The sequence below is a fragment of the Fuerstiella sp. genome, assembly GCA_022447225.1.
Lineage (GTDB): Bacteria > Planctomycetota > Planctomycetia > Planctomycetales > Planctomycetaceae > S139-18.
Window position 1 is genome coordinate 160,900 of the sequence record JAKVAZ010000002.1, and the last position, 25,018, is coordinate 185,917.

At 53.1% G+C, this 25,018-nt stretch carries 20 protein-coding genes; 5 read left to right on the forward strand and 15 right to left on the reverse strand.

From position 1 onward, the window contains the following. Nucleotides 1-24 precede the first annotated feature (24 nt). Nucleotides 25-1,290, forward strand: a complete 1,266-nt coding sequence (locus MK110_02850; GenBank protein ID MCH2210212.1) for a 1-acyl-sn-glycerol-3-phosphate acyltransferase — start codon at nt 25-27, stop codon at nt 1,288-1,290. A 33-nt stretch (nt 1,291-1,323) separates the two neighbouring features. Here MK110_02850 and MK110_02855 read toward each other — a convergent pair whose 3' ends face one another. Both MK110_02855 and MK110_02860 read right to left on the reverse strand, forming a co-directional pair. After that, complete coding sequence (locus tag MK110_02855) at nt 1,324-2,904, reverse strand: hypothetical protein (GenBank protein ID MCH2210213.1); 1,581 nt, start codon at nt 2,902-2,904, stop codon at nt 1,324-1,326. 84 nt (nt 2,905-2,988) lie between these two features. After that, nucleotides 2,989-3,906: an rRNA pseudouridine synthase gene (locus MK110_02860; GenBank protein MCH2210214.1), complete on the reverse strand. Its 918-nt coding sequence runs from the start codon at nt 3,904-3,906 to the stop codon at nt 2,989-2,991. Between the two features lie 705 nt (nt 3,907-4,611). Here MK110_02860 and csrA point away from each other — a divergent pair. Then, nucleotides 4,612-4,797 (forward strand): carbon storage regulator CsrA, encoded by a 186-nt coding sequence (gene csrA, locus MK110_02865; protein MCH2210215.1) that lies wholly within the window; start codon nt 4,612-4,614, stop codon nt 4,795-4,797. Between the two features lie 124 nt (nt 4,798-4,921). On the opposite strand, the gene MK110_02870 is transcribed toward csrA, so the two are convergent. The 6 genes from MK110_02870 to MK110_02895 all read right to left on the reverse strand — a co-directional run bounded on the left by MK110_02870 (nt 4,922) and on the right by MK110_02895 (nt 11,531). Then, nucleotides 4,922-7,324 (reverse strand): MMPL family transporter, encoded by a 2,403-nt coding sequence (locus tag MK110_02870; GenBank protein ID MCH2210216.1) that lies wholly within the window; start codon nt 7,322-7,324, stop codon nt 4,922-4,924. 318 nt (nt 7,325-7,642) lie between these two features. Continuing rightward, on the reverse strand, nt 7,643-8,362 hold the full coding sequence (locus MK110_02875) for a hypothetical protein (protein MCH2210217.1): 720 nt from the start codon (nt 8,360-8,362) through the stop codon (nt 7,643-7,645). Between the two features lie 37 nt (nt 8,363-8,399). Further along, nucleotides 8,400-9,086: a hypothetical protein gene (locus MK110_02880; protein MCH2210218.1), complete on the reverse strand. Its 687-nt coding sequence runs from the start codon at nt 9,084-9,086 to the stop codon at nt 8,400-8,402. Between the two features lie 716 nt (nt 9,087-9,802). After that, nucleotides 9,803-10,183 carry a hypothetical protein gene (locus MK110_02885; GenBank protein ID MCH2210219.1) on the reverse strand — a complete coding sequence of 127 codons (381 nt, stop codon included), beginning with the start codon at nt 10,181-10,183 and terminating at the stop codon, nt 9,803-9,805. Next, the gene (locus MK110_02890) at nt 10,180-10,617 is read right to left on the reverse strand and encodes an NUDIX domain-containing protein (protein MCH2210220.1); all 438 of its coding nucleotides are present in this window, start codon (nt 10,615-10,617) and stop codon (nt 10,180-10,182) included. Before MK110_02890 ends, MK110_02885 begins: the two co-directional genes overlap by 4 nt. A gap of 95 nt (nt 10,618-10,712) precedes the next feature. Next, nucleotides 10,713-11,531, reverse strand: coding sequence for an enoyl-ACP reductase (locus MK110_02895; protein MCH2210221.1), 819 nt, complete (start codon nt 11,529-11,531; stop codon nt 10,713-10,715). 462 nt (nt 11,532-11,993) lie between these two features. Between MK110_02895 and MK110_02900 the strand changes: the two genes are divergently transcribed. Continuing rightward, nucleotides 11,994-13,568: a terpene cyclase/mutase family protein gene (locus MK110_02900; protein ID MCH2210222.1), complete on the forward strand. Its 1,575-nt coding sequence runs from the start codon at nt 11,994-11,996 to the stop codon at nt 13,566-13,568. 149 nt (nt 13,569-13,717) lie between these two features. On the opposite strand, the gene MK110_02905 is transcribed toward MK110_02900, so the two are convergent. Beyond that, entirely contained in the window at nt 13,718-15,280 is a 1,563-nt protein-coding gene (locus MK110_02905; GenBank protein ID MCH2210223.1) for a 2-isopropylmalate synthase, read from the reverse strand. Between the two features lie 413 nt (nt 15,281-15,693). Here MK110_02905 and MK110_02910 point away from each other — a divergent pair, with 413 nt between their 5' ends. Beyond that, a complete protein-coding gene (locus MK110_02910) occupies nt 15,694-16,272 on the forward strand; it encodes an NYN domain-containing protein (GenBank protein ID MCH2210224.1) in 579 nt (192 codons plus the stop codon). Between the two features lie 219 nt (nt 16,273-16,491). After that, on the forward strand, nt 16,492-17,874 hold the full coding sequence (locus MK110_02915) for a PQQ-like beta-propeller repeat protein (GenBank protein ID MCH2210225.1): 1,383 nt from the start codon (nt 16,492-16,494) through the stop codon (nt 17,872-17,874). A gap of 48 nt (nt 17,875-17,922) precedes the next feature. Here MK110_02915 and MK110_02920 read toward each other — a convergent pair whose 3' ends face one another. The 6 genes from MK110_02920 to MK110_02945 form a co-directional block, all read right to left on the reverse strand. Continuing rightward, nucleotides 17,923-18,972 carry a glycosyltransferase family 4 protein gene (locus MK110_02920; GenBank protein MCH2210226.1) on the reverse strand — a complete coding sequence of 350 codons (1,050 nt, stop codon included), beginning with the start codon at nt 18,970-18,972 and terminating at the stop codon, nt 17,923-17,925. Nucleotides 18,973-19,240: 268 nt separating this feature from the next. Next, entirely contained in the window at nt 19,241-20,350 is a 1,110-nt protein-coding gene (locus MK110_02925) for a glycosyltransferase (protein MCH2210227.1), read from the reverse strand. Between the two features lie 108 nt (nt 20,351-20,458). Then, nucleotides 20,459-21,622 carry a hypothetical protein gene (locus MK110_02930; GenBank protein MCH2210228.1) on the reverse strand — a complete coding sequence of 388 codons (1,164 nt, stop codon included), beginning with the start codon at nt 21,620-21,622 and terminating at the stop codon, nt 20,459-20,461. Continuing rightward, nucleotides 21,619-21,858, reverse strand: coding sequence for a hypothetical protein (locus MK110_02935; GenBank protein MCH2210229.1), 240 nt, complete (start codon nt 21,856-21,858; stop codon nt 21,619-21,621). Before MK110_02935 ends, MK110_02930 begins: the two co-directional genes overlap by 4 nt. A 51-nt stretch (nt 21,859-21,909) precedes the next feature. Beyond that, entirely contained in the window at nt 21,910-24,747 is a 2,838-nt protein-coding gene (locus MK110_02940) for a glycosyltransferase (GenBank protein ID MCH2210230.1), read from the reverse strand. Nucleotides 24,748-24,777: 30 nt separating this feature from the next. Next, complete coding sequence (locus MK110_02945; GenBank protein ID MCH2210231.1) at nt 24,778-24,960, reverse strand: hypothetical protein; 183 nt, start codon at nt 24,958-24,960, stop codon at nt 24,778-24,780. Nucleotides 24,961-25,018 lie beyond the last annotated feature (58 nt).

Genomic DNA, 25,018 nt, shown 5'->3' on the forward strand with positions numbered 1-25,018 from the left:
TCCACGGGTAGTCTGCGGCGTGTTATGGTTCGCTCAGCACGAATTCGTCGTCGAGTCTTTCGGACACACCGACCTCCATCGGTGGTGGTTGCCGATGCGGCCTACGAGTTTATTCCTCCGCATCACGGGAAAATATGGCCGAGGCTGCTGAACATCCTGACGCCGTATTTTCTGAATACTCGCTATGGTGTGACAAAGGTTGAACTTCGCGGAGAGGATTCTCTGCGGTCGCTGCATGGGGCAGGGCACAGTATTCTGTTGGCGCCGAACCATTCGCGGATGGCTGATCCCGTTGTGCTGCTGCAGATGGCCCGACGACTAAAGCAGTCGCTGTTCATCATGGCCAGTTCGCATCTGTTTCACAGTAATCGTTTGATGTCGTTTACTATGAGGCGTGTGGGCGCGTTCAGCGTGTACCGGGAAGGCGTTGACCGGACGGCGGTCCGGACAGCGATTGACATTTTGGTGCAGGGCCACCGGCCACTGGTCATTTTCCCGGAGGGGGCCCTGAGTCAGGCGAACGATCACCTGAATGCACTGATGGACGGCGTCGGGATGATTGCCCGTTCGGCGCAGCGGCGAATCCGGACCGATTCCGGTGGTTCGGATCGTCGAGTGGTCGTATTGCCCGTGGGGATCAAGTATCTGTTTCAGGGAGACGTCCTGTCCACTGTTTCTCCGATTTTGTCTGACATCGAAGAACGTCTGTTGTGGGGAGCTCGGCATGATCGACCCCTGATCGAGCGCATCATTCGCATAGGCAGCGCATTGCTGAGTCTCAAAGAGATCGAGTATCTGGGACGATCTCAGTCCGGATCGATCGAAGAACGTCAGGTCCGGCTGATCGATGGTGTTTTGCATCCGATCGAACGTGTCTGGCAGCAAACATCATCGGGATCGGTGATTGAACGTGTTCGCGAACTGCGACGGCAGATCATTCCGGAAATGATTGATGGGGAATTAGGCACACCGGAGCTGCAACGTCGACACAAGCAACTCAGCGACCTGGAACTGGCCCAGGCCATCAGTCTGTTTCCGCCGGAATATGTGCAGTCGCGACCCACCGTTGATCGAATTCTGGAAACAGTGGAGCGTTTTGCCGAAAACCTGACTGGTAAGGAACAGACTCACCGGCCACTGCATGTCGTGGTCCAGATTGGTGAACCAATTGACGTCGAACCGGGACGCCCGCGCGATGCAGCGGAGGACCCGCTCAATGGAAACATCGCCACACAGTTGCGAGGGATTCTGGGGAAACTGGCGACCGAGTCCCGTCTGTATGAGTCTTAGCACGAATTCAGCCGTGTGACCGCTTCTGCGAATTCAGCTTTTGCCAGACTGTCCGGCTGATGGCGCCGGAAACAGAAACCACGGGTATGTTCGGCACTCGATTGCTGCCTGTGTTTCGGGTGTCAGATTCTGGAGAACAGTGAGCTGTTCGCTGAACGTGTCGTTGACTTTGGTTTTGATTGCGTTGGACAGCAACTGAATTCGGTGTCCGACATCTTTGGCTGATTGTCCGGTGTTCTGTGCGAACCTGAGCTGCGCGACTTCGGCTTCCTTTTGCACACACAATCTTTGCAATTCGGCTTCCACGGGTTCGCTGAAGACTCCGGTGCCGAATTGTCGCTGAGGATTGAACTGCATGTCACGCAGTTTTTCATTTAATGACTGACACGTTCGCAGTTCCGTGTGACGTTCTTCATACAGGAATCGCGACGCACTGGCGACCACGAACGGCGGTGGTTCCACGTTCCACCAGGAACGCAGAAATTCCGTCGTAAACTGATCATAGTGACCACCGCCGGTGCCGTGTACGAATAGGTCAGCGAACAGCAGACGCAGGAAGCCGGTGATCATTGCGCCTCGAGGAATTAGCTGAATTCCCTGCCGCAGCAGATTTTTCAGAACTTCTACGGAACCACCCGGCGGGAAAGTTTCAACAGACCTGCCATCGGCAAACAGAGTCATCGCGCCCCGAATTCTACGAACTACTGCCCGATGGCGAGTCTGACTGCTGTCATCGAGCACCCAGAACGGGAGTTCCGTTCCTTCCGGGTCGGACTGCAGTTCCGGAAACGGGTTGGCCTGATTTCGGATTCCGTGAGTGTTACGATAGTCGGCCAGGCACCCGTTATAGGCCTGGGCGAACAACTCGTGTTTTTCAAGGATACTTGCCGTCAGTTCCAGCACTTCCGGGAAAACACAAATCTCAGACAAGGGCAGTTCGAGAAGTCTGCATCCCATTCCTTGTGACCAGCGTACGATTGTGTTTGCTTCAGCGGCTTTTACGTCGATTTTTGCCAGCCGGCAATAGTCCGCTGAGATATCGCAAAACTGTGTTTGAGTGCCTGATGTTGCGGTCGACTTCAGTTCCGCGGTGACGAGCTGTGTTTGCTGTGCAATCTGTTCTGCAGGCAGGAGTTCTACCGACCTGTACAGACCTGTCGAAGACGCGAATGTCGCTGAAGTCAGTACCAGTTGATTTGATTCTGACTGCCTGGTGTCAGGAACTGTCTGTGGATACCGGAACATTCCCGGGTCACCTGTATCGGTATCGATCGTGACAGACACACCAATTGCTGATCCGTCGGCCACCTGTTCCGTACACTCATATTTGAACGTGATGCCACTGTGAAAAATGATGGGCTGATGGCCTGTCATGATGATCGGCCGAATTTGGGAGTCACTCCCGAAAATCCTGTTCTCCGGAACGTTCACACCGGCTGACTGAGCGGCGTTACGGAGTCGCAATACGTACTGTTCGGCTGCTTCGGTGAGTCGTCGACGGGCCGTACGGCGCTGATGTGCCAAATGGCTGTTCGAATCGAACGGATGACGGGGTATGAGAACATCGGACCATTCTGTGACATCCGGGCTGGTAACGATGTCTGTCCAGTGCACTTGTTCGATTTTCGTTGTTCGACGGGAAAGGGATGGTGATTTCAGTACAGTTGAGGCAGCTCAGCAACAGCTTAGCGAACTGCGTCAGTCCTTTGGATGTGACCGGTGACGTACAGAACCGCGTTTTGTCGAAGTGGCTTTACCAGTTTTACGGGGACCACCTTGGTGACGACTGTTGGCGTTGCGGTTTGGATTCCTGTTTGTGGACCGTTCATTCGGACGTCCTGACACGAAATCATGCAGTTCACGGACTTCGGCGGACCGCAGTTCCCGACACTGACCGGGCTTCAGGCGACCAATTCGCAGTGGACCAAATGCGACTCGCTGCAGTTGAATGACTTTATGTCCGCACCGGGCCAGCATGCGGCGAACTTCACGGTTCTTTCCTTCCCGAAGCTGAATCTCAAGAAACGCACTGTGTCCCCGACGTTTGAGGAATCGAACTTCGCGAAATCGAAAAATGCCGTCCGAAAAGTGCATTCCTTTACGGAGTTCTGTCAGTGTTTCCTGAGTTGGTACACCAGCCACCTGCGCCCGATATTCTCTGACGACTTCATAACGCGGGTGAGCCATATGTTCGGCCAAATTCCCGTCATTTGTCAGCAGGAGTAAACCTTCCGTATGTTCATCGAGTCGCCCGACAGTGAACAGTCGGTCAGCATCACCTGGAACGAGATCGATTGCCCGGGGGCGTCCGGATGGATCACGATTCGTGCACAGAACACCCTTTGGCTTGTTCAGCAGATAGTACTTCGGCTTTGGCAGATGCAGACGTTCTCCATCCATCAGAACAATATCCGTAGCCGGATCAACGGTATGCGCGGGGTCTGTCACTGTTTGGCTGTTAACCGTCACGCGACCCTCACGGATATAGCTTTCACATTTCCGGCGGGAATCAATGCCTGCAGTTGCAATGAATTTTTGCAGACGTTGTCCACCGCCGGAAGCTGCAGTCATGGATCGCTGGCGGGAGCGATGTTTTGACGGCGTGCGGCGCGGCATAGCAGGCGTCCCTGAAACGTGGGGATTCTGTGGGTGACGGGAACAGCAAGGAATTGTACCGTTGCCAAACGCTGTGATCGCCAGCAATCATTGAAATTCGTTGTCGAATACTTTTCCTGTTTTACAGTCACCGGTACAGATACATCCGGACACGACTGATATGTCATGAAGTTTCTGTTTTCACAGACAGAACGGTGTAATTGGCACAGCGTGTTGATCAGATCCTGGCGTTCGAATGACTAAATTCGATCTTATCAGTGTTGACGCACGACCGGGACAGCGAACGGAGTCCGGAATACTTCCCGGTCAGTGGATGCAAATCCTGTCAGTCGAAAAACCAGGACAGGAGCGGTGACGATGGGGGTATTCCTGAAGAGACTGACCGTTTGAACTTTACACCGGATCGAGTCAGGCCGGTTTTGATTTTGCGACCCTGCTAATCGTTACAGTCTGACCCGGACAAACCGTTTCGGTGCTACAAACCGGCAGAGACCGACCAAAGGTACGTTGCTGAACAGCAAATTTTGCAGGAATTCAGCATCAAATGTCGAAGTACCGACTTAGAGTCCATGCGACAGACGGAATGTGTCCGCATTTGGACATTGCGTTATTTGGCAAGGCTTGCCCCTGCCCCTGCCCCTTTGCCTCGGGCTCGAATGGACGGGCGGCAATCGTTCAAGATGAAAGATTGACCGGAGACTTACAATGCTTGTACTCAGCAGAAAAAAAGACGAGAAAATCGTCATTGGTGAAAACATCACACTCATGGTGATTGAGATCCGTGGGGACAAAGTTCGACTTGGAATTGACGCTCCTCGTGACGTTGCTGTTCACCGTGAAGAAGTCTTCGACGCGATCAGGCGTGAGTCAGAACAGAAACAGGCAGACTGATTTTGCGACAGACCCACATTGACTGCGGGATGCAGCCGTATGTTGCTTTTACTGTGATCCTGCGTCCGGCTTCCGATCTGCTGAACCTTCAACGGTCGTTTTTGGTTGACACAAACCGCCTCTGTCATGTTTCCGAGGTGGCGACGGCCTCTGACTGGTAACCTGCGAGACGGCTAAAGACTCCCAGCCGTCCCTGAGCCAGCAGAATTAGAAAAGACGGGACCATCACCGGCCGTACAAGAAATGTATCCAGCAGCACCCCGGTGGCCAGAGCAAACCCAAGCTGGTCCATCCCCACAAGGCTGCCGGCCAGAAGTGATGCGAATGTCCCTGCCATAATGATGCCGCAGCTGCTGATGATGCTGCCGGTCTTCTGCAGAGCGACAGTAATGCCCTGGATGTTACCGTACGTGGCAGTTTCTTCCTGAATCCGCGTCATGAGGAAGATGTTATAGTCCTCACCAACGGCGATCAGAATCGTGAACAGGAACAGCGGTACTTTCCAGTCGAGCCCTGCGAAAGTGTCAGGTTCCATTGCCCAGAACACCATGAATGTGAATCCGAGTGTTGCGAGGTAACTCAGAAACACGGTAAACATCAGATAGCTGCACACGCCGGGACGTTTGAGCAGTACGACCAGAATAAGAAACACACCCAGCATCACGAGTGAATCGATGCGAATCTGGTCCCGGTCGGTAACCTCTTTAAGATCACTTAGACTTGGTGTTGCTCCCAGGAATGATAATTTCGCGTCCCGAATCTCCTCCGGGAGATACTGTGCGAATCGATCCTGCAGTTCACGGAATTCTTCGATGCTGTCGCGGTCAAACGGATCCGAATGCAGGATCAGTTCGAGGCGGGTGATCGAACGATCGGACCTGCTGGCAAATAATCTGCGGCCAAGTGTTTTAGCCGTGATTCTGGCCATCGGACTCTCCAGCGGTCGCTGACCGGCCGGATGTGTCATCGAACGGACTGTATGCAGACCCAGTGTTTCCCTGGCGTTCACCAGATTCTCAGTTAACTCACGAACAATCCGGTTTCCTTTGATGCTTCCGGCTGCATAAAAATCAACATTTTCCGCTTTGACCAGTACATTCAGCATACCGCTTTCACCAGCCGGGAAATGTTTGGTGAGTGCTCGGGCCCCCTGGACTGACGGGGATGAATCAGGTAACTCCGTCAGCAGTCCGTAGCTCAAATGGCCGAACCACGCGATACCGGCTGCTGCAAACGGCAACAGCAACAGGATACTGCCTGCCAGGAAGGTCAGTGGTCTTAGTGTGAGCAATTGCCCGATTCGACCCCAGCCTCGCTGAATCAGGTTAGCCTGTGCAATCCGGGTTGGCATATCTGACCGTGCGATCCACCCTGTGGGACCGGTCAGAGACTGCCTCGCGACATTGGGCCAGAACGCCCAACGTCCTAACAATCGCAACAACGCAGGTGTGAGTGTCAGCGATGCAGTCAGACAAATTGCCAGTCCAAATGTAACTGCGATTCCGGCCTGTCGAAATTTTCCGAATTCAGCAAACACCATCATCCCGATGCCGCACATGACCGTACCTGCACTGGCAGTGAGAGCGGCTCCGACACGTTCGAGTGTCCGTGCGACTGCTTCTTCAATCGTAGCCCCGGTGTGAAGTTCTTCACGATAGCGAGCAATCAGGAACAGACAGTAGTCGACACCGGCACCGTATAAGATCACGGTGACGTAAGTTTCAATTCCATTGAACAGCGTGATCCAGTTCTCTCCGGCTGCTGTGGCCAGCAGCGACAGTGATGTCACCGTCGCTGTCACGACTGTTACCAGTGGAATGAAAGCGAGCAGCGGAGCGCGGTAGATGATAATCAGCAGGACCACAACCAGAATCACAGTCCATTTTTCCGTGGAACGTGCACTCAGTTTGGATTCTCGCATCATATCGCGGCCAAAGGTGGCTGAGCCGCTGAAGGAAATGTCGAGACCCGCCGGAATTTCTCCACTTGTCCGGTGTGGTGTGCGACGAATATCTTCCAGCATCGATTCGACGCTGGCGATCAGAACGGCATTGTCCTGATCAAGGAACTCTGTAGCGAGCTGAAGGACGATCAAGGTTGCCTGTTGATCTTCACTGATGAACAGACTTCCCGTGCCCCGTGTCCCGAACCAGTGCAGACGTGATACTTTATGTTCGGTATCATCGTCGTGTGAGTCCTTTCCTGGACTTAGTTCAGCCACTTCGCGAAGTTTGGGAATCAGTGTCTCACGAATAAACTCTTTGTCTGAGTCTTTGAGACCGGCCGCTGATGTTTCCCGTCGCACAACCAGAACAACGTTGCTGGAAAGCGTATCATCGAATGCAGCTGCAAACTGTTCTTCAGCTACGAGGCTGGGAGATCCGGGAGGCAGGAATGCAAATTCCCCGTTTTCTGCAACTTCGTTCCACTCAGGGGCCAGCATGAGCGAACCGACGAGCAGTACGATCCAGATTGGGACCACGAACCCGGCGTGGCGTGATGAAAGTCGCCCCAGAAACTGAAACATAAATCGGCGAATGCGACGATAAAAAGTGACAGGGCAACCCGAATTCCCGCGTTTGCTTACCCTGGTGGTCAAAGTGACGGGTTTGCGACACTATCCACCCCGCCGTGTGAAATCAACGCTGAACACCAGCTTCGACGGTATCGAACCAAACGGTATCGCAGACACCGTACTAATCTGCCCAAAAAGTCCGGACCACTGTCAGGGCAGGCATACCGGTTTTCCTCGTGGATACATTGTTCAGAACAGTCGGTGGTTCTTGCGACGGTGTTCAGGACTCGTAAAAAAAGTAGTGCACCGTTGCTTGACGAAGTTTGCTCCTTAGGTGCCGCTGCCGACATCGTCTCCGGATCCGTACGGGTAAAACATACGGCCGATTTCATCGCTGATCCGCAGCAGATACTCCGAACGAAAGCTGTCATAACTGATTTCTGAAGCTGATCGAGGAGTTAATCGAGGAAATTCTGACATTAATTCATGATGGAAGATCCTCTGACCTTCTCCGTCAGCCTGCATCTCATAAACGCTCACGGTTGCTTCCGCGCGTCCTCTAAATAAGTGTCGGCTGTCGTGTTCGTACAGAGAGAAATCGCTGAGGTCGATATAGACCACGAATGTCGTATCGAACTGAGCGCCCACTTCATCGGGAGTGTCCCAGTCTGGGTTTTCTTCCAGCCAGACTCGCACGGCTTCAGAATTGACGACAGCGACGTGATTTTGTTTCAGGCGGGCGGAGACTCCAACGGCAATCAGATGATCGACGCTGTCGTACTGATATCTGAGTTCGTCCGGGGCATAGCAGACGACGGCCACTCGTACTCCGCGGTCGGTGAATGACTTGTTTGTCGCCTTTTCGAATGCGGGTTCCAGCTGAGGCGGACCGCCAAGTAGATATCCAAAGAAAATCAGATAGTTGCACCCTGACAGACAGCTCAACATCCCGGTCAGGACAGTCAGACGCAGCAGGACCTGTATGTGGTGTCCGGGTGTCCATCGGACCATACCAGTCAGTGGGTGATTCGAAACAAAACGGGGTATCATGTTATCGATCCTGTCGTCGAACAGTTTGCACCGTGTATCAAAATATCGTTTCACGTAAACCATGATCGTGAAACAACTGACTGGTCTGCAGCGCTACCCGGTTAATAAGTTTGTTGACAAACATGTCGTCAGAACCGGATTCTCGCGGCACCGGATGAATTTCCGGAAACTTCACGCGGAGATCTCGTTCGAATGTTTTAAAGACGGGTACTGAATTCCTTCTGTCGATTTCGTAGACCCGGACAGTTCCTTCACTGCGTCCGCGAAGCAGACTGTTGCTCTCCGGTTCCAGAAAGCTGAATGTTCGAAGACTGACGTGTGCCACGTACTTTGCGTCGAAATGTTCAGCCAGTTCTGAGTAGTCACCCCATTCACCATGGTCGTCGTACCATGCTGCCACATCATCCGGTGAAACGACCTGAATCTCACGGCGTTCCAGGTTCTGCGAAATTCGGTCCAGTAACTCAAGCTGAACAGAGGGGAATTCAACCAGGACATGGTGTGGAGCCGTGCAAATAATCAACAGGCGGTCTTTCGATTCGCTGAGTTTTGTACCTGTGATCTGCTCAAACGACGATGGGCTTTTGGATTCACCCATGATCATTTTTCCTGCGGTGATGATTAATCCGCAGCCGCAGAGGCCTGGCAGCAGAACCGCCGCTGTCAGCAGCAGGCTGATTCTTAACAAACCAGGCTGTTTGAATCGTTCACTGTCATTCAGCATGCTGCACCACTCACACCTGCACCGTCATTCGGATTATGCTTTACAGAATGCCAGATCGAGTTAGCCAGGCCACGATCATGGTGGCCGGACAGGTTCCCGTGATGCAGGTCTTTACGAAAGACGGCTGACCGGTCAGTCCGGCCGTGATCGTTGGCAGAAACAGATTCAACGGCAGAACATCCGCCTAACCAGCCCGGCTGCAGACGATGTATGCAAAGTTTTTCGTTATTCCGCACGGTCGACATCTCCAATCCGTCAGTTTGATAAACCGACTTTCCGGAAGACTCAGCTGCTGATGAGTTGCTTTCCCCAGAGGATCCGGTTGCAGGCACACAGCGATTCCTGCGGCAACGGATGTTGCGATCAGTCAGGTCTGTCAGCTGATAGCAGAAGGGTAAGAACACATGGGCACCTGCGCTGTCGAGACAAGTACCAGTGACTCTGTGTCGACTCAAGACCAGAAACAGAGCCATCCGGTCCAATCAAATACAGGTGCGCCGATTGTGCCGAAGCGGTATGTGGAATTCGAACATCCCAGCAGTATCTGCCGGAAGACACCCGGGGCCGGATCCGATGGTCATCTGAATCCGGCGCGCACACATACAAATTGGTTCCTCGCCTCAAGTCACCGGTCTGCCGATGTCGTGTTTGCTCTGCTGCGACCTGGTCTGACGCCGATTTGCTGATGTTCCGATTTCGGGGCGGCAGGTCAACATTTAGCTGCGGAGTGATTCACTGATCCGTTCAGCAATGATCTGCATCATGCCATCGTGAATTCCGAACGGAGCGGTTACCCGCCATTTGATTTCGGGACTGGATTCAGCGGCTTCTGTGACAAGTTGCGGGATGTCCTGTTTCCAGTGGCGTCCCGGGGACAAAAAATACGGAAAAACGACAATCTGTGAGGCGCCTCTGGCGACACAGCGAGCGAACGCTGTACCAATGTCCGGTTGAGCGAGTTCCATGTGTGCCGGTTCAACAATTGCATAATGATTGGTGTCAGCGAATCGTTGAGCGGCAACCAGCAGAGTCTCGTTGCTTTCTGCCCTGCGGGAACCGTGATCCACAATAATGACCCCGGTCGCCAGGTCCGTCACGATGATGATCCCCAAGTATTTTTCAGGAGTTTCAGTGCTTCCGCGTTGCCTGACGGAAAATCAGTGACACACAGAGAGTTGAACGGAACCCAATGGAACGGATCTGTTGCTTCAGCAAGATCCGGCAGGTCCGGACTCAAACCGCACCGCCAGAAATCGAGTTCAATTACGCCGTGTTTGTATTCCTGTGTGGTGGTGATCAGATGACTTCGGGGAACAACCAGCAGGCCGGTTTCTTCGCGACATTCCCGGACGACACAGGTACGTGTGGTTTCATCTGACAGACACTTGCCCCCGGGCAATTCGGTCATTCCGCCCAGAGGAACACCTTCGGGACGCGTGCCGATCAGCACGTGTCCGGCGGATTCGACCACACCGACGGCAACTTGAACGGGATCCGACAAAACAAACTCAATGGAGTGAAACAGGTTCATGGGAATTATGATGCCACTCGATCCAAACTCTATGTCGTCAACTGAAGATGTGGTGGGTAGAAGGATGGGCGGCAGAGCCAGGAGACATCAACACCTTATTCGCCATCGCCAGTTCCGTAAACAGCTGGTGCTCCCATTTTACTGAAACCACAGTCGACGTGAAGGACTTCCGCACTGATACCACTTGCCAGATCGCTTAGCAGGAACATGCCGCTCTTACCGACTTCTTCTGCCGTGATATTGCGTCTCATCGGCGCGACCCCGCTGTAAAGATCCAGCATTTGTTTAAAGTCGCCAACGCCCATGGCACTGATCGTGCGAACCGGACCGGCACTGATTGCGTTGACACGGCACCCATCCGGTCCCAGTTCGCTGGCCAGATAACGCACACCACACTCGAGAGCCGCTTTGCAGAGTCCCATCAGGTTATAGCCTGGAATGACTTCTTCACCACCGAAGTAGCTGAGTGTGAGAATGCTGGAATTTTTACTGAGGATATCCCGCCGTTTCGCTGCTCCGGCGACTGCCAGCAGACTGTAAGCACTGATTTCCATCGCTTTGCCGAAACCGGCCCGACTACTGTTCCATGTGGGACCGGTCAGGTCTTCCGGCGGGGCGAATGCGATGCTGTGCAGGATAAAATCCAGCTTGCCAAAGTCGGCTGCGGCTTTGTCCATGACTTCGGCAATCTGACCATCATCACAGACATCACAGGGAACCAGAAAGCCTGCATCCAGTGGTTCAACCAACTTACTTACTTTTCGCTGGTTTTTTGGACGATCACCGGTGTCAGGCAGGTGAGTAAACGCGATCTCTGCACCCTGCTCGTGGAGCTTCTGAGTGATGGCCCAGGCGATTGAACGCTCATTGGCGATTCCCAGAACCAGTCCCTTTTTACCTTCGAACAAACCCATAGCGCTCACTTTTGGAGAATTCAAACAGGTCTTTGATCTGACAAACACACAATGATCAGACAATTCTAACAGGGTAGGAAAGCCGGACTGCATTCTGCAAGTGTCAGGAATGCATTGTAATGGCACGGATCCTCTGATCCTGATTCAGCATTATCTGAAGTCAGATCCTGCAGGGAATCACCGGAGGTCTGTTAGATGAACAGCCAGCAATGATTGATCCGGTGACTCGGAGACGTAAGTTGTTTGTCACCGTGTTTCGAGATCAAATCCCGAGATTTGATACCTCCGGCATGATATTGACGTGTATTACATCCCCATCGTGATAGTTCTGAGTGATTTGAGGTACCTGGCAGTTGCGTGGCATCAGTAAATCTAAATCAACTTCTTAATAATGACGGATTTCGAGCTGTTTTTCTCGTATCCAGTGAAGGAAGTCTTCGTTTCCGGTAAACAGGTATTCCAATGTCCTCACGATCGGACGAATTTTCACCCGATGAGGATCTGCCGGTGGACGGTACCCGTTCCGTTCTGCTGAACGTTGCGTCATGCAGACGTGCTCGTCGGTTACGGCCGGTCTGGGTGTCGTCCGTGGGGCGGACTTTCAGTCGACTGCGACTGTTGATAACCCGGACGATGCCGGAATGGGCTCGGCAGAATAGACAGCAGCTGGTGACTGCGTCGATCAGCTTCGTTTTGCATGTGGTGACTGCGATCCTGATGGCGCTGTGGGTGATGCCGGCGGATCCCACGCGATGGATGCCGGCACTGCTGGCAGTACCGGTTCCAAAGGAAGACGTGCAGGCTGTGGAGCTGGTCGAAGTCATTCAGCCGGAACTGCTTGACAAACAGGAACTGGAAAACACGATGCAGCAGGTTCTTGAAGTGGTTGATGATACAACCACAGATCTTGCTGCCTTTGATGCCGAAAAAAAATTCGAACTGGATCTGGAGCCTATAGAGCGGGACCTCGCCTTGCTCTCCCGACTCGGAGAATTCGGAGGGCGTTCTTCATTCGGTAAACAGGCGGCGATCCGGAAATACGGTGGAACTGCAGAGAGTGAACGCGCGGTCAATCTGGGACTGATGTGGCTTCGTAAGATTCAGCAGTCCGACGGGTCCTGGAGTTTTCGTCATCCAGGCGAGGAGGCGAAACGCGGATATTTACGTTCAACGAGAATGGGCTCAACGTCTCTGGCGTTGCTGTGTTTTATGGGAGCCGGGCATACTCATCTTTCCGGTGGTGAGTATCGTTCCGTTGTCTCGGAAGGGCTTGACTATCTGATTGAAAATGCTGCCGGAGATCGAACGTCTGCCGATATGCGCGGTGACTACGAAGGCAATTCCGGGATGTATGTTCAGGGGCTGGCAACCATTTGTCTGTGCGAGGCTTATGTGCTGGAACCGAATGATGCCCGATTAAAGAAAATGGCTCGCAGAGCCATTAGGTTTATTGAGAAGACACAGAACAAACGCGGTGGCGGCTGGCGTTACGAACCGGGCGAGCCTGGCGACACGTCGGTAGTTGGATGGCAGGTAATGGCTCTGCAAAGTGCAAAGGCAGGCGGTATTTCTGTGTCGAGACAAACCGGCCGGAGGGTGAAGCAGTTTCTTGACTCTGTCCAGACAAATAACGGTGAACGCTACAAGTACATGCCGGGTGGCAGTGCCTCACCTGCAATGACATCAGTGGGGCTGTTGTGCCGGATGTACCTGGGCTGGCGACGTGATCATTCTTCACTGCGACAAGGTGTCGATTATCTGTCAGCACTGGGGCCGCACGGGCAGGATATGTACTACAATTACTATGCAACCCAGGTCATTCATCACTGGGGCGGTAGCCAGTGGCGCAGGTGGAATGCAGTGATGAGGGAACAGCTGGTGTCACGACAGATTACAGAGGGGCCTGCGGCCGGCAGCTGGATGCCCCGCGATCCGCACGCCGGTTCCGGTGGACAGATTTATGAAACAGCGCTGAGTCTGTTGACACTTGAAATTTACTACCGGCACCTGCCAATCTACCGACAGATAGAGGACTGATTCGGATTATGTTCGGTCCGGGAGAAACGCTGACTGTTTTTGGCAGTCAATGCTGTTTTGTTAACAGTAAGTCAGTCCGGACACTTTACTCTTTTTCCGGATGTTTCAGACAGAGGTGATCCCGGGAACGAGGTCTCAGTTCGTCTGGTCTATGGATTTGCCGGATGGGTTTCTGCCTGATGAGGAATTTGCGTGCGGCGGTCTTCGTCCACTTTGTTCAGCGCCTGCAGGTATGACAGTGCAGCTGCTTCAATGATGTCCGTACTGACACCTCTGCCGTGGTAATGACGCCCGTTGACATTGATGGTCACACGCACTTCACCCAGAGCATCTTTGCCCCGTGACACACTGCGCACATTGAATTCCTCCAGACGCGCTGTCAGTTCGATAATTCGTTCCATGGCCCGGAACACCGCATCGATCGGACCGTGTCCGGTGGCGGCATCACAAATCACGGGCTGTTCTTCACACTGCAGTTCCAGTGTAGCGGTGGGAATTGATGAGCTGCCGGCAGAAGTGTGAAAACTAACCATCCGCCAGCGTTCCGGTGCATTGCCCAGTCGGTTTTCCACCATCGCAACAATATCGGCGTCGTAGACTTCTTTCTTCTTGTCGGCCAGAGTAATGAAGTCATCGAACGCGTGCTGCAGTGCTTCACCATCCAGTTCGAAACCGAGTTGCTGTACCCGGTCACGAAAAGCGTGGCGGCCACTGTGCTTACCCAGTACGAGATTCTCACCAACAAACCCCACATCTTCCGGCTTCATGATCTCATAGGTTGTACGTTCCTGAAGTATACCGTGCTGATGAATACCGGCTTCATGGGCAAATGCATTCCTGCCGACAATCGCTTTGTTACGCTGTACCTTCATTCCGGTAATCGATGAAACCAGAGAACTGGTTGGATACAGGCGATCAGTATTGATGGCCGTGTGGCACCCGTAGTAGTCCGCTCGGGTATGGATTGCCATGACGACTTCTTCCAGGGCTGCGTTACCGGCCCGTTCACCCAGACCGTTGATGGTGCATTCGATCTGACGTGCCCCGGCTTCCACCGCGGCCAGGCTGTTGGCGACAGCCAGACCCAGGTCATTGTGACAATGTGTGCTGATGATGGCACGATCTATGTTCGATACGTGCTGCTTCAGATGCGAGATCACTCGAAAATAGTGACTGGGAGTTGCATATCCGACAGTGTCAGGAATGTTGACCGTAGTTGCACCTGCGTCAATCGTGCGTTCAACGACTTCGCACAAAAAGTCGGGTTCGGTCCGAGCGGCATCTTCGGGAGAGAATTCAACGTCATCGCAGAATTCTTTTGCCTGCTCAACCGACCGGACTGCGCGTTCGACGATTTCTTCTTTGTCCATTTTCAGTTTGAATTCACGATGGATGGCGCTGGTCGCAAGAAACACATGAATGCGGCGATTTTCGGCATCTGTGAGAGCTTCTTTAGCTCTCTGAACATCAGCATCAAGGCTTCGAGCGAGTCCGCAGATGGTACTGCGATCGCCGTAGGCGCGAGCGATTTGTGTCACCGCTTCAAAGTCACCTGGTGATGCGATTGGAAACCCGGCTTCAATGACATCGACACCCAGATCCACCAGGGCACGGGCGACTTCCATTTTTTCACGGGTATTCATACTGCAGCCTGGCGACTGCTCGCCGTCACGCAGTGTCGTGTCGAATATAATAATTCGGTCACCGGACATGGATGCCTCCTGAGTGCCTGAACATTTGACCGTGCTGTGCCAGTGCGGAACCGAACTGAACAACCAGCTTCTTCGGTTGTCTGAATCAATATCAATAAAAAAAACCTGAGACCGTCGGGTCACAGGCTGGTAGGAGTGATTTCACTGCGGACAGACCTGAGACTCGCTTCATGCCGGAAGGACCGGTAGATTCAGGTTGTTCAACAGATTGTGGTTCACGGGACCGGATTCCAGTTGAATCTTCATGGAGTGGCTGACTAATTGCACTCTATCCATGCGTCCAAGTGACTTCAAGGGCTGTTCCGTTGGCAAAAGGTTGTGGGATCCGGGAATTTCTGTCATTCGGCATTGAAGTCAAAACTGACAAAGGTTGACATCGACACCGGCACGATTTCTTTCTTTCAGGTTCAGTGATGCCTGCTCCGTTCATTTTGATCGATGGTTACAATCTGATGCATGCGATCGGGTTTGCGCGGAGAAGTTACGGGCCAGGTGATCTTGAGGTCTGTCGGAATCGGCTGTTGCAACAACTCGTCCTGCGTCTCAACTCAGCTGCCGTCGATCGTACAACAGTGGTTTTCGATGCCTTCGGTTCTGACGATGATTCCGGCCGACACCAGAAGTGCCAGGGAGTCAGTGTGATTTACGCACCGGCAGGAACCGACGCAGACAGTGAAATGGAACGGCTCATTGCAGATCACAGCTCTCCCAGGCAGCTGATGGTGGTATCCAGTGATCATCGTCTTCATCGGGCAGCCCGTCGCCGCAAAGCGAATGTCATTGACAGTCACGATTTTTGGAACAGTCTGGATCCGGAATCCGTTTCCCTGCTGAAGCGGGACCGTCCTGCAGAGACGAGAAACGAGACCGCCTTCCGCTTTGACGAATTTGTTGATACCGAAGTGATAGTCGACGAAGCGGTGATGCCGGCGGACGATGACGTCTTTGATTCGGACTATTTGTCTGACCTGGAATCAGAGTTCGATGACTGACGGGTCTGCTGCATCAGTCAGATCCGTCGAGGTGAGCAGTGTGTCAGACATTTACTCTTTTCGGTGAATTCACGGGCGTATCAACGGGATGTCGTTAATGTGTGACTTTTCAGATCAATCCGATCGATGCCAGGACGGTTTTCCCGTTGGTTTTCATTCCGCTACGCTAAAATGTGCTGTTGAGTGTCGCTAACTGTGTCGGTCTGTCCGGAGAGAATTATGCGCTGTCGTCTGCTGCCTGCCGTCCTGTTCCTGATCGCTGTGTGTTCGCGGTTTTGCTCAGCAGCCGACTGGCCACAGTTTCGGGGTTTTTACGGGAATGGAATTACGGAGGATGAATTTCCACTAAAGTGGGATGCTGAAACAAACGTGCGCTGGAAAGTCGATATCCCCGGCGAAGGCTGGTCGGCGCCTGTTGTCTGGGATAACAAATTGTTTCTCACGGTTGCCATTATGACGAAGAAGCCACCGGCGGAGCCGCAGCCCGCTCCGGATCGGGCACTTCAGAGAGGTCGCGGAAATCGACCACAGGGAGGTCGACGAGGTCGACGAGGTCGATACAAAAATAATATCTCCAGTGCGGAATTCCGCTGGGAGATCCGATGTCTGGATACAGACACCGGTGACTTGATATGGAAACGAGTTGTACGTGAAGGAAATCCGACGCAGGGGCATCATTTACAGAACACCTATGCAACCGAGACGCCGATTACGGATGGAGAGCGTGTATATGCCTATTTCGGTATGAACGGGCTTTACTGCTGCAACATGGATGGTGAGCCAGTCTGGGAAAACGATCCGGGCAGCTTTGTCATGCGAAATGACTGGGGAACATCCAGTTCACCCGTCCTTTACGACGACATGCTGTACCTGCAGATTGACAGTCAGGAACAGTCGTTTTTGGCAGCGTTTGATGCAGAGACTGGTGATCAAATCTGGCGAATGGACCGGGATGAACCTTCTCAGTACAGTTCGCCTGTGATCTGGCGAAACAGTGTTCGCGCTGAACTGGTGACCAGCGGAAAAGTTGCACGTTCCTATGATCCGGAATCGGGCAAACTTTTGTGGCAGCTTGATCTGAGTGGCGGACGGAGTTCGGCAACACCGCTGGCTGTCGGCGATCGACTGTACGTCGGGTCTGAAGTGAGGAATCGTGGAAGCGAGGGCGGTGGCGGATATCTCTTCGCGGTCAAGGCCGGAGCAAAAGGAATGATCGTATCCGGTGACACGAACAGTGTGGCCTGGTCGCAGCCCCGATCCGGGATTCAGATGGCATCCCCTGTTCTTTGCAAAGGGCATCTGTATCTCTTCGAAAGACGACGCGGAGTACTGCACTGCATCAGTGCTGACACGGGAGAAATGGTTTACGAGGAACGCGTTCCCGGAGCTCGCGCATTTTGGTCGTCCCCATGGGTGTTACGGGACAAAGTCTTCTGTCTGGACGACGAAGGGGCGACCCACGTTATTCAGGGCGGTTCGGACTTTCGTGTGCTGCACACCAATCAACTCGATGAACAGGTCTGGTCAACACCCGCGATTGCCGATGGTGCTGTTTTCATTCGGACCCGTGAGTCACTGTACTGCATAGCTTCGCGAAGCTGATCGGGGCGGCTGCCGATAGATCAGTATTGTTCAGTCACGGTTCGTTGTTCAGAATTCATCTGTCCGACAAAGTTGCAGGAGTGCATCTCTCAGCACCGGATAATGGACGTGAATACTGTAATGCTCACGCACAAAATCGTGGCCGTTCCTGCCCATCTGGCAACGAAGATTGTCGTTCGTCAACAGGATTTTCAGTGCTTTTCTCCATTCGTCGGGTGAACGGGCACTGAATCCGTTTTGTTCATGATTCAGAATGTCGATATTCACACCAACAGGGGAAGCAATTCCGGGGACCCCGGCAGCAAGGTACTGAATCAGCTTCATTCCGCATTTGAATCGATCCCATTCCTGATCTGAATACAGCGGCATCAGTCCTATGTCGATTGACTGCAGCTGTTGTACCTCTTCCTGTGCCGACCACGGTCTGTGCACGATTTTCACTCCGGTGAGGTCGATGTCATCAAGTCCGCTCAGTTCCGGTACAAACAGATGAAGTTCAAATTCAATTTCTGCTGCAACACTGCGCAGTGCTTCAGCGGCCGCACTGAGATACTGCAGGTTGCCGGTTGTTCCCATCCAGCCCACTGCCGGGGGAGTAGAAGTCTTCGCCGGGCCCGGAGTCAGGTATTTTTCAATGTTGACGCAGGTCGGAATCTGCAGCGTATTCGGGTTCCATTGTTCAATCCGTTCCTCCAGAAAGCGATTTCCACAAACCACCAGATCTGCCATTGGCAACAGTCGCTCAAATTTCTGTGGGTACCGCAGGAAAACCGCGTCATCAATATCGAGAACCAGACGACCACAGGCCCGCCGAAAGCGTTCTTCCATATCAGATGTGGAATCATCAAAGATTTCACGTTCGACATAAACCAGGTCGTACCGGCCAAGAAATGCCCGCAGCCAGTGCCACCACCGGACACTCCGTTTTAGCAGCTGGCTCGGTCGAAATCCCATCCACGGAAAGTAGTCATATTTCTGCGGAAAACTGTTGGCGATGGTGCACCGGTGACCGTCCTCCCTGAAATGTTTCAGATAGGGAACAATTCGGAAGCGTGTTGACGGAGCCAGACGACCGGATGCCAGGAAGAGAATTTGCATTCGTTTGTTCCTGGTTAGGCCACCGGATGTTTGTGGTGTGGTCGTCAGAAAAAGTGAGAAATCCGAACGGGAATATCACAGTTCTGCGTTTCCGGAACCTGCAGACTCCATGTCGGCAGCCGGAAATCCGCAGTGAAGCAACCGGCAGCTACCCGCTATCCTGAACCGGATACTTCTATGTTGTCGGGTTTAATTTGTGGACGCGAGAGATGAGAAGCCTGACTTGTTCAAAAAGACGGGTTTCCTTCCCGAAATCCCACCTGGTTATTTAATTCCGTTGCTGCCCGAGACATCGATACAGAAGTTGAATAATCCGGAGATCTGCGAATTCATGTCGCGACTGCAGTTCCGGCAGGAGCGACAGGACATCGGTTACCGGCATCGTATAGGTGTCGTGCGGTGCTCCACTCGAAATGTCACGAATAAGTTGAAGAATATGCGGGTCACTTCGTCGGATAAGTCTGCGCAGCTTTCTCTGTACTCGCCTTGCCGCACGAATGATCCCCAGCATTGAACGAATCGGCCAGCCGGCACCGGATGACTCGTGAGAAATTGCAAGTATGTCGGGAGACAGATGATCCCTGAATGCTTCTTCGGCGACTTCCTCGAATTCTGATCCCGACACAGTGACCATGATCTCCCGCTGTTTTTGTTCTATGATTCGACGGTATTCGTGATGTGATTTCTGTCTGTCGGTCAGCAGAATCGGGTCCGCGGGTACCCGGAATTTTGATGTGACTTCCTCAACACAGCCGATTGGTTCATTACTGAAGTAACGCATCCACAGATGCCAGTCTTCCAGGTTGTCGAGTGCCGGATCCAGCCCGCCATACTGCTCAAATAACCTTCGATCGAACAGGCAGGCCTGAATCGGGAACGGGGTCTCACGCCACAGCCTCCATCTGCTGAACGGCTTCGTTGGTGTTTCCCGGGCAGGGGACTCGCTGTAACTCAGCGGAGTCAGTGAATGAATGTCGGTGGGGACCTCGAGAGAGATGCCGTAAACACCCTTTAATTGAGGTCTGAGCCGAATGTGTTCAACGAGATGGCGGAGGTGACCGGGAAGGAACTGGTCATCGTCATCCAGAAAATTAATCCACGAGCCCTCAGCGGCAGCGAGGCCGGCATTACCCGCGACGCAGCGACCGGATGGCGAGAGACTCAGGTAGTTCAGGACGATTCCGTTGATATTCCTGAATTCATCAGCAACTGTTGATGAATGATGCCCTCCATCTTCAACGACATTGATTTCCAGGGGCCGGTAGTCCTGACTGACGATCGAGTGCAGACACTCTCGCAGCAGATTCCCGCGCTGACCGTGGGTTCGCACGATAACGGAAACAAGCGGGCAGTCAGTTTCGGATGGTGATTGATTCATGGTCACGCGGGATTACACATGTCCGATAACAGTCATGACCGGCGACGCCTCTGCCTCATGACTATGATTTCGTCCTGCACACGGGATTGAGTACAGTTTTGCGTGTCGCTAAATATATTGTCTGAGCCAAAGATAGAATCGGTACAGAAGGAACTGTTCGATGCGAAACAGCTGGGCGGACTGCTGTTGCAGTACATTGATGGGTTGACCATAGAGTCTTTCCACATGACGCAGTCCGGGACCTTCGGCAGAGGTCAGCCATCCGTAGAAGCTGTGGGGGCCGTCAGCAAACGGATGGGGAAAGCGTTGCTGCAGTTCAGGATCGCTGCGATAGTAAACGCGGTGCGAATTCATGATAGGTCTGCCGTTGTCATACCGGGCGTAATGCCATTCCGCCTCCCGGCACTCTGCTTCGCCGTTTTGTTCACACCGTGTCAAATACCACTGGATCAGCTTGGTTACGTTGGGTGTGTTGATTCCGGGGTAAGCTTTGACTCCCAGGGTCTTTGGATCCTGTACTCCTGAAAAATGATAAAAGCACAACGGCTGACCGTCCACCAGTAACTCGCCAGAGGGTGTGCCGGAAACAGTACGCCGGGTGATGTTCCACGTTGCAGCATTGTAGACAGGAGAACGCAGGATTTTGACCCCTTCAAACTGACCGGGGACGAGGTCAATCCACCGCTGGTCAGTAAACAATCCACGTGGTTTGTCGTCGTGACAGAAATGGTGAAGCCGCTTTCGCCACCAGCTCGCGAATCGTCGTCCTTCTTCGCTGGCAGCAATACCAAGAAACCCCAGATTGTAGGTGCCGTGTGCCAGACTGGAGATCTCATTTCGAATGATCAGTTCCGGATCGTTTTCCGCAGACGGACAGTGTGGCGTCAATAGAATTGAAGACGTATTCAGGTGCGCAAACAGCGGATCGAGCGGACTGAATACAACGATGTCCGGGTCAAGATACAACACCTGATCTTCGGATCTGTCTTCGAACAGGTGCATGAGAGCTGCCGCCTTGACCGCCGTACAGGCTTCCACAACGTCATGCTGGAAGATCCAGCTGTCCCGGTCTGGAATATCGAGATCCTCGGGAGTCAGTACATGATCAAACGGTTCCGAACTGTCCTCAATCCCTCTCCGCAGATCGTTCGGTACGGGATCAACCAGCACCAGGTAGAGTGTCGTGTCAGGATTATGCCTCCTGACGGATTCCGCCAGAGTGCGGGCTTTTGCCAGATAACGGAGGTTGGCCGAGGTGTAGACTGCGGTCATGCTGCTACTCCGTACGACTGCCGGGTATGGTCAACGCCGGGATGCAGCTGAACGCTTTCGTGAATGAGACGACAGTCCGACCCTGACTGTGCCGGTAGTGAAACCAGGCTGTTTGCCACGGCACTCTTCCGGGACTGAGTCGTCTGTAGAAACACCGTGGTGGTCATCGTGAACACCTGCTTTTCGGAGGCTGCCGGAACCAAAGGTACGTTGGCGAAGTCTTGGCAATTGCTCATGGTTATTTAAATCAATTCCGGATTTATCAACTTTCAGAAAGCCGAAGTCGGTCAGTACCATTGCTTACGTGTGCGTGGTGGAAATGCGGGGCGATAATCGACGTGACTGATGCTGACATTCGGATTCATATTCGGATCAGCAGCAATTCGGCCGGACCATCGCCGTCTCAGGGTGTCACGCTCGTGACGATCCCGCTCAGATTCCTGAGCTGTGACCGTTTTTCCCAGGCTTGCGGATTCGTGATGGTACAGTTGCGCATACGGAGTCCAGACAATTCGGTATCCGGCGGAAATGATACGCAGACAAAGATCCACATCGCTGTATCCGATGGGGAAGTGGAGTTCATCAAACCCGCCCACTGCACGGTAAACGGATTTTCGCAGCACCATGCAGGCTGCAGTCACGCAGGAGACGTTCTGAATCAGGTTCAGTCGACCGAACGCGACAGGTGTATCTGCCGGGAGACCTGCAAAAGCATGTCCGGTCGCACCACCGGTTCCAACAAGCACTCCGGCATGCTGAATCGTATCATCCGGATACAGCAGTTTGGCCCCGACAGCACCGATTTGATTGCGCATCGCGTGTGAAACCATTTCCCGAAGCCAGCCCGATTCCGTAACTTCGGTATCATTGTTGAGCAGACAAATCACCTCCCCGTTCGCGGATTCCACTGCAAAGTTGTTAATTGCTGAATAATTGAAGGCTGAATTGTAATCCAGAATCCGTATGCCGTTACGGGAACGTACAGATTCAAAATACGTATGTGTCTCTGCCTGAACACTGTTATTGTTGATGATAATAATTTCCAGATCTGGATAGTCAGTCCCGTTCAGCAGGCCGTCGACACAGCGTTGCAGGAGAGTCGCCTGGTCTTTTGTCGGAACAATAACGCTGACCAGCGGTGGATTGTCGAGTCTGTATCGGACCCGATACAGAGGGCGGTCCGGTGTCGGCCGGTATTCAACATCAGCACTCACTCCCTTTCGGGACAGATGCTCGTGAATTAACCGGCGACCGGATTCAACGAATGTCTCTGCGCAGTCTGTACCCGCACTGACACTCAGTGAACGATGTCCCCGGTGATAGAGTACCGTCGGGATGTGTTGAATCCTGTTGCCTGATGTGGCTTCAATACATCGTAGTGTCAGATCATAGTTCTCGTATCCCTCGAACCCTGCTCGATAGGACCCGGCATCCAGTACAAGCTGCCGGCGAAGCAAGGCCAGGTGGCCGATCATATCGCAGGACAGCATCATGTCCGGATTCCAGTCTGTCTTAAAAAACGGATCGATGCTGCGGCCGTTGCGGTCGCGTTGGTCTTCATCGCTGTAGATGATATCGGATTCGGGATTTCTGTTGAGTTCTTCCGCAACCAAATACAGGGCATGTTCGGCAAGTTCATCATTGTGGCCAAGAATCGCCACGAATTCACCGGATGCCATTGCCAGTGCAGCATTTGAGGATACCCAAAGGTGTTTGCGCTCCTGATGAAAGCAGCAATCAATTCGAGGATCCGACTTCTGATACTGCTTCAAAATTCTGCGAACACCCGATTGGTCCGGTGCATTATCCACAATGCACAATTGCCAGTTCGTATATAGCTGGTTCCGTACTGATTCGATGGCCGTCTTCAGTGTGTTTGCGGATGGTTGGTCGATGGTCATCAGCAGCGATACTGTTGGCCGGTTCTCCAGTGACTCGGTACGCTGCAGGATCGTCGTCTTGTCAGCATCTGTCAGCGTGTCAAACTTTCGAATCCATCTGGCGTATTCCTGTCTGCTGATACTGAACAGATATTCCAGCACCCGGTATTCGCTGTTGAAGCCCGCCGCTCCGCGACTGATCATCGATCGTCCGATCTTCAGGAACCAGTCAGGATGACGAAGCAGGGTGGTGGCCAGGAATGCAGCAAACGGTGGACTTTGCTTACAGGCGACGGCCAGTTCGAAGCAGCGAGCGGCGACTGAATGTAGTCTGCCACACGGACGTATCGTGTAGGAAATTTTTGTCTGCAGCGGTAGTTTTGACTTCCAGCGTCCGTAGAGAAAGCACAGTCGACGGTGTCTGTCTGCGTCCTCGGTTCGATACTGTTTTTCCAGTTCATCGCTGATCTTGAGGTGATTCCGGGAGAGTTTGGCCGTGATCTGCCTGGCGTACGGAGTTCCAAGTCTCCTCCGCAGTCGACACAGGATCCTGTTCAGGTTCCGGTAGTGAAGGGATTTGTCTGTGGGGGCAGTTTGCCGGCCGGTACGCAACACAACAGTTGCCATGGTTTCGTCGATATATCCGATGTCACTACAGGTCCCATAGAGTACCAGCCAGTCCAGTACCGCATTTGCTGAAAGCACGAGCGGCCAGTCCGGTGCCGGACTGATCAGGTCCCGACGTACGACTGCCGAACATTGTGTGATGGAATCGATCTTCAGCAGATCATCTGCGGAAAGTGTGGAATGGTCAGAACTCCGAACGACTGATGTCAGGTTGGTGTCTGATTCGTCGACACATTGAACATCATGGCAGCATACGGCACACGATGGATTTTGCTCCAGATAGTCGATCTGCCGGCTCAGCTTGGATTTCACCATCCAGACGCTGTCACAATCCAGTACGGCAACAAACGGAGCGGAGCACTCTTTGAGTACCGCGGCAAACGTGTGATTGGGGCCGACGTCTCTGCCGGTATGAACGATGCGCACCGTATCTGAATGTTTGGATGCGAGTTCTTTAAGTTTTAGGTGACGGCCTGAGACCGGATTATTGATGCCCACTACAATTTCTACGGCGAATTCCGTTTGCTGTCTGAGTACGCTGTCGATAGCAGCCGCTGCGGACGGGTGATCGTCGTCGTAGAGCAGGGCCACACTGACTTTGGGAACCTGAGGCTGCATCAATTTCGCTTCGTTGCTGTTAGTGAGGTATCAGCTGATGGGAACGATCTGTGTGGGAGCCATTTCACGATACGATGGTTGAACAGCAACAATACCAGCATCGTATGCCGGATGACTGTACTTCTGCGCGGTAAGACTGTCCGGCAAATCGGGCTGAGATTTGGAATATGATGCACGGAGGGCATCGAGCAGAGTCCTGGCTTGTGATGACATAGAACAAGATGACGGATTCGACGTGAAGAGAACGGCGTATACGAACATGCCGGGAGCT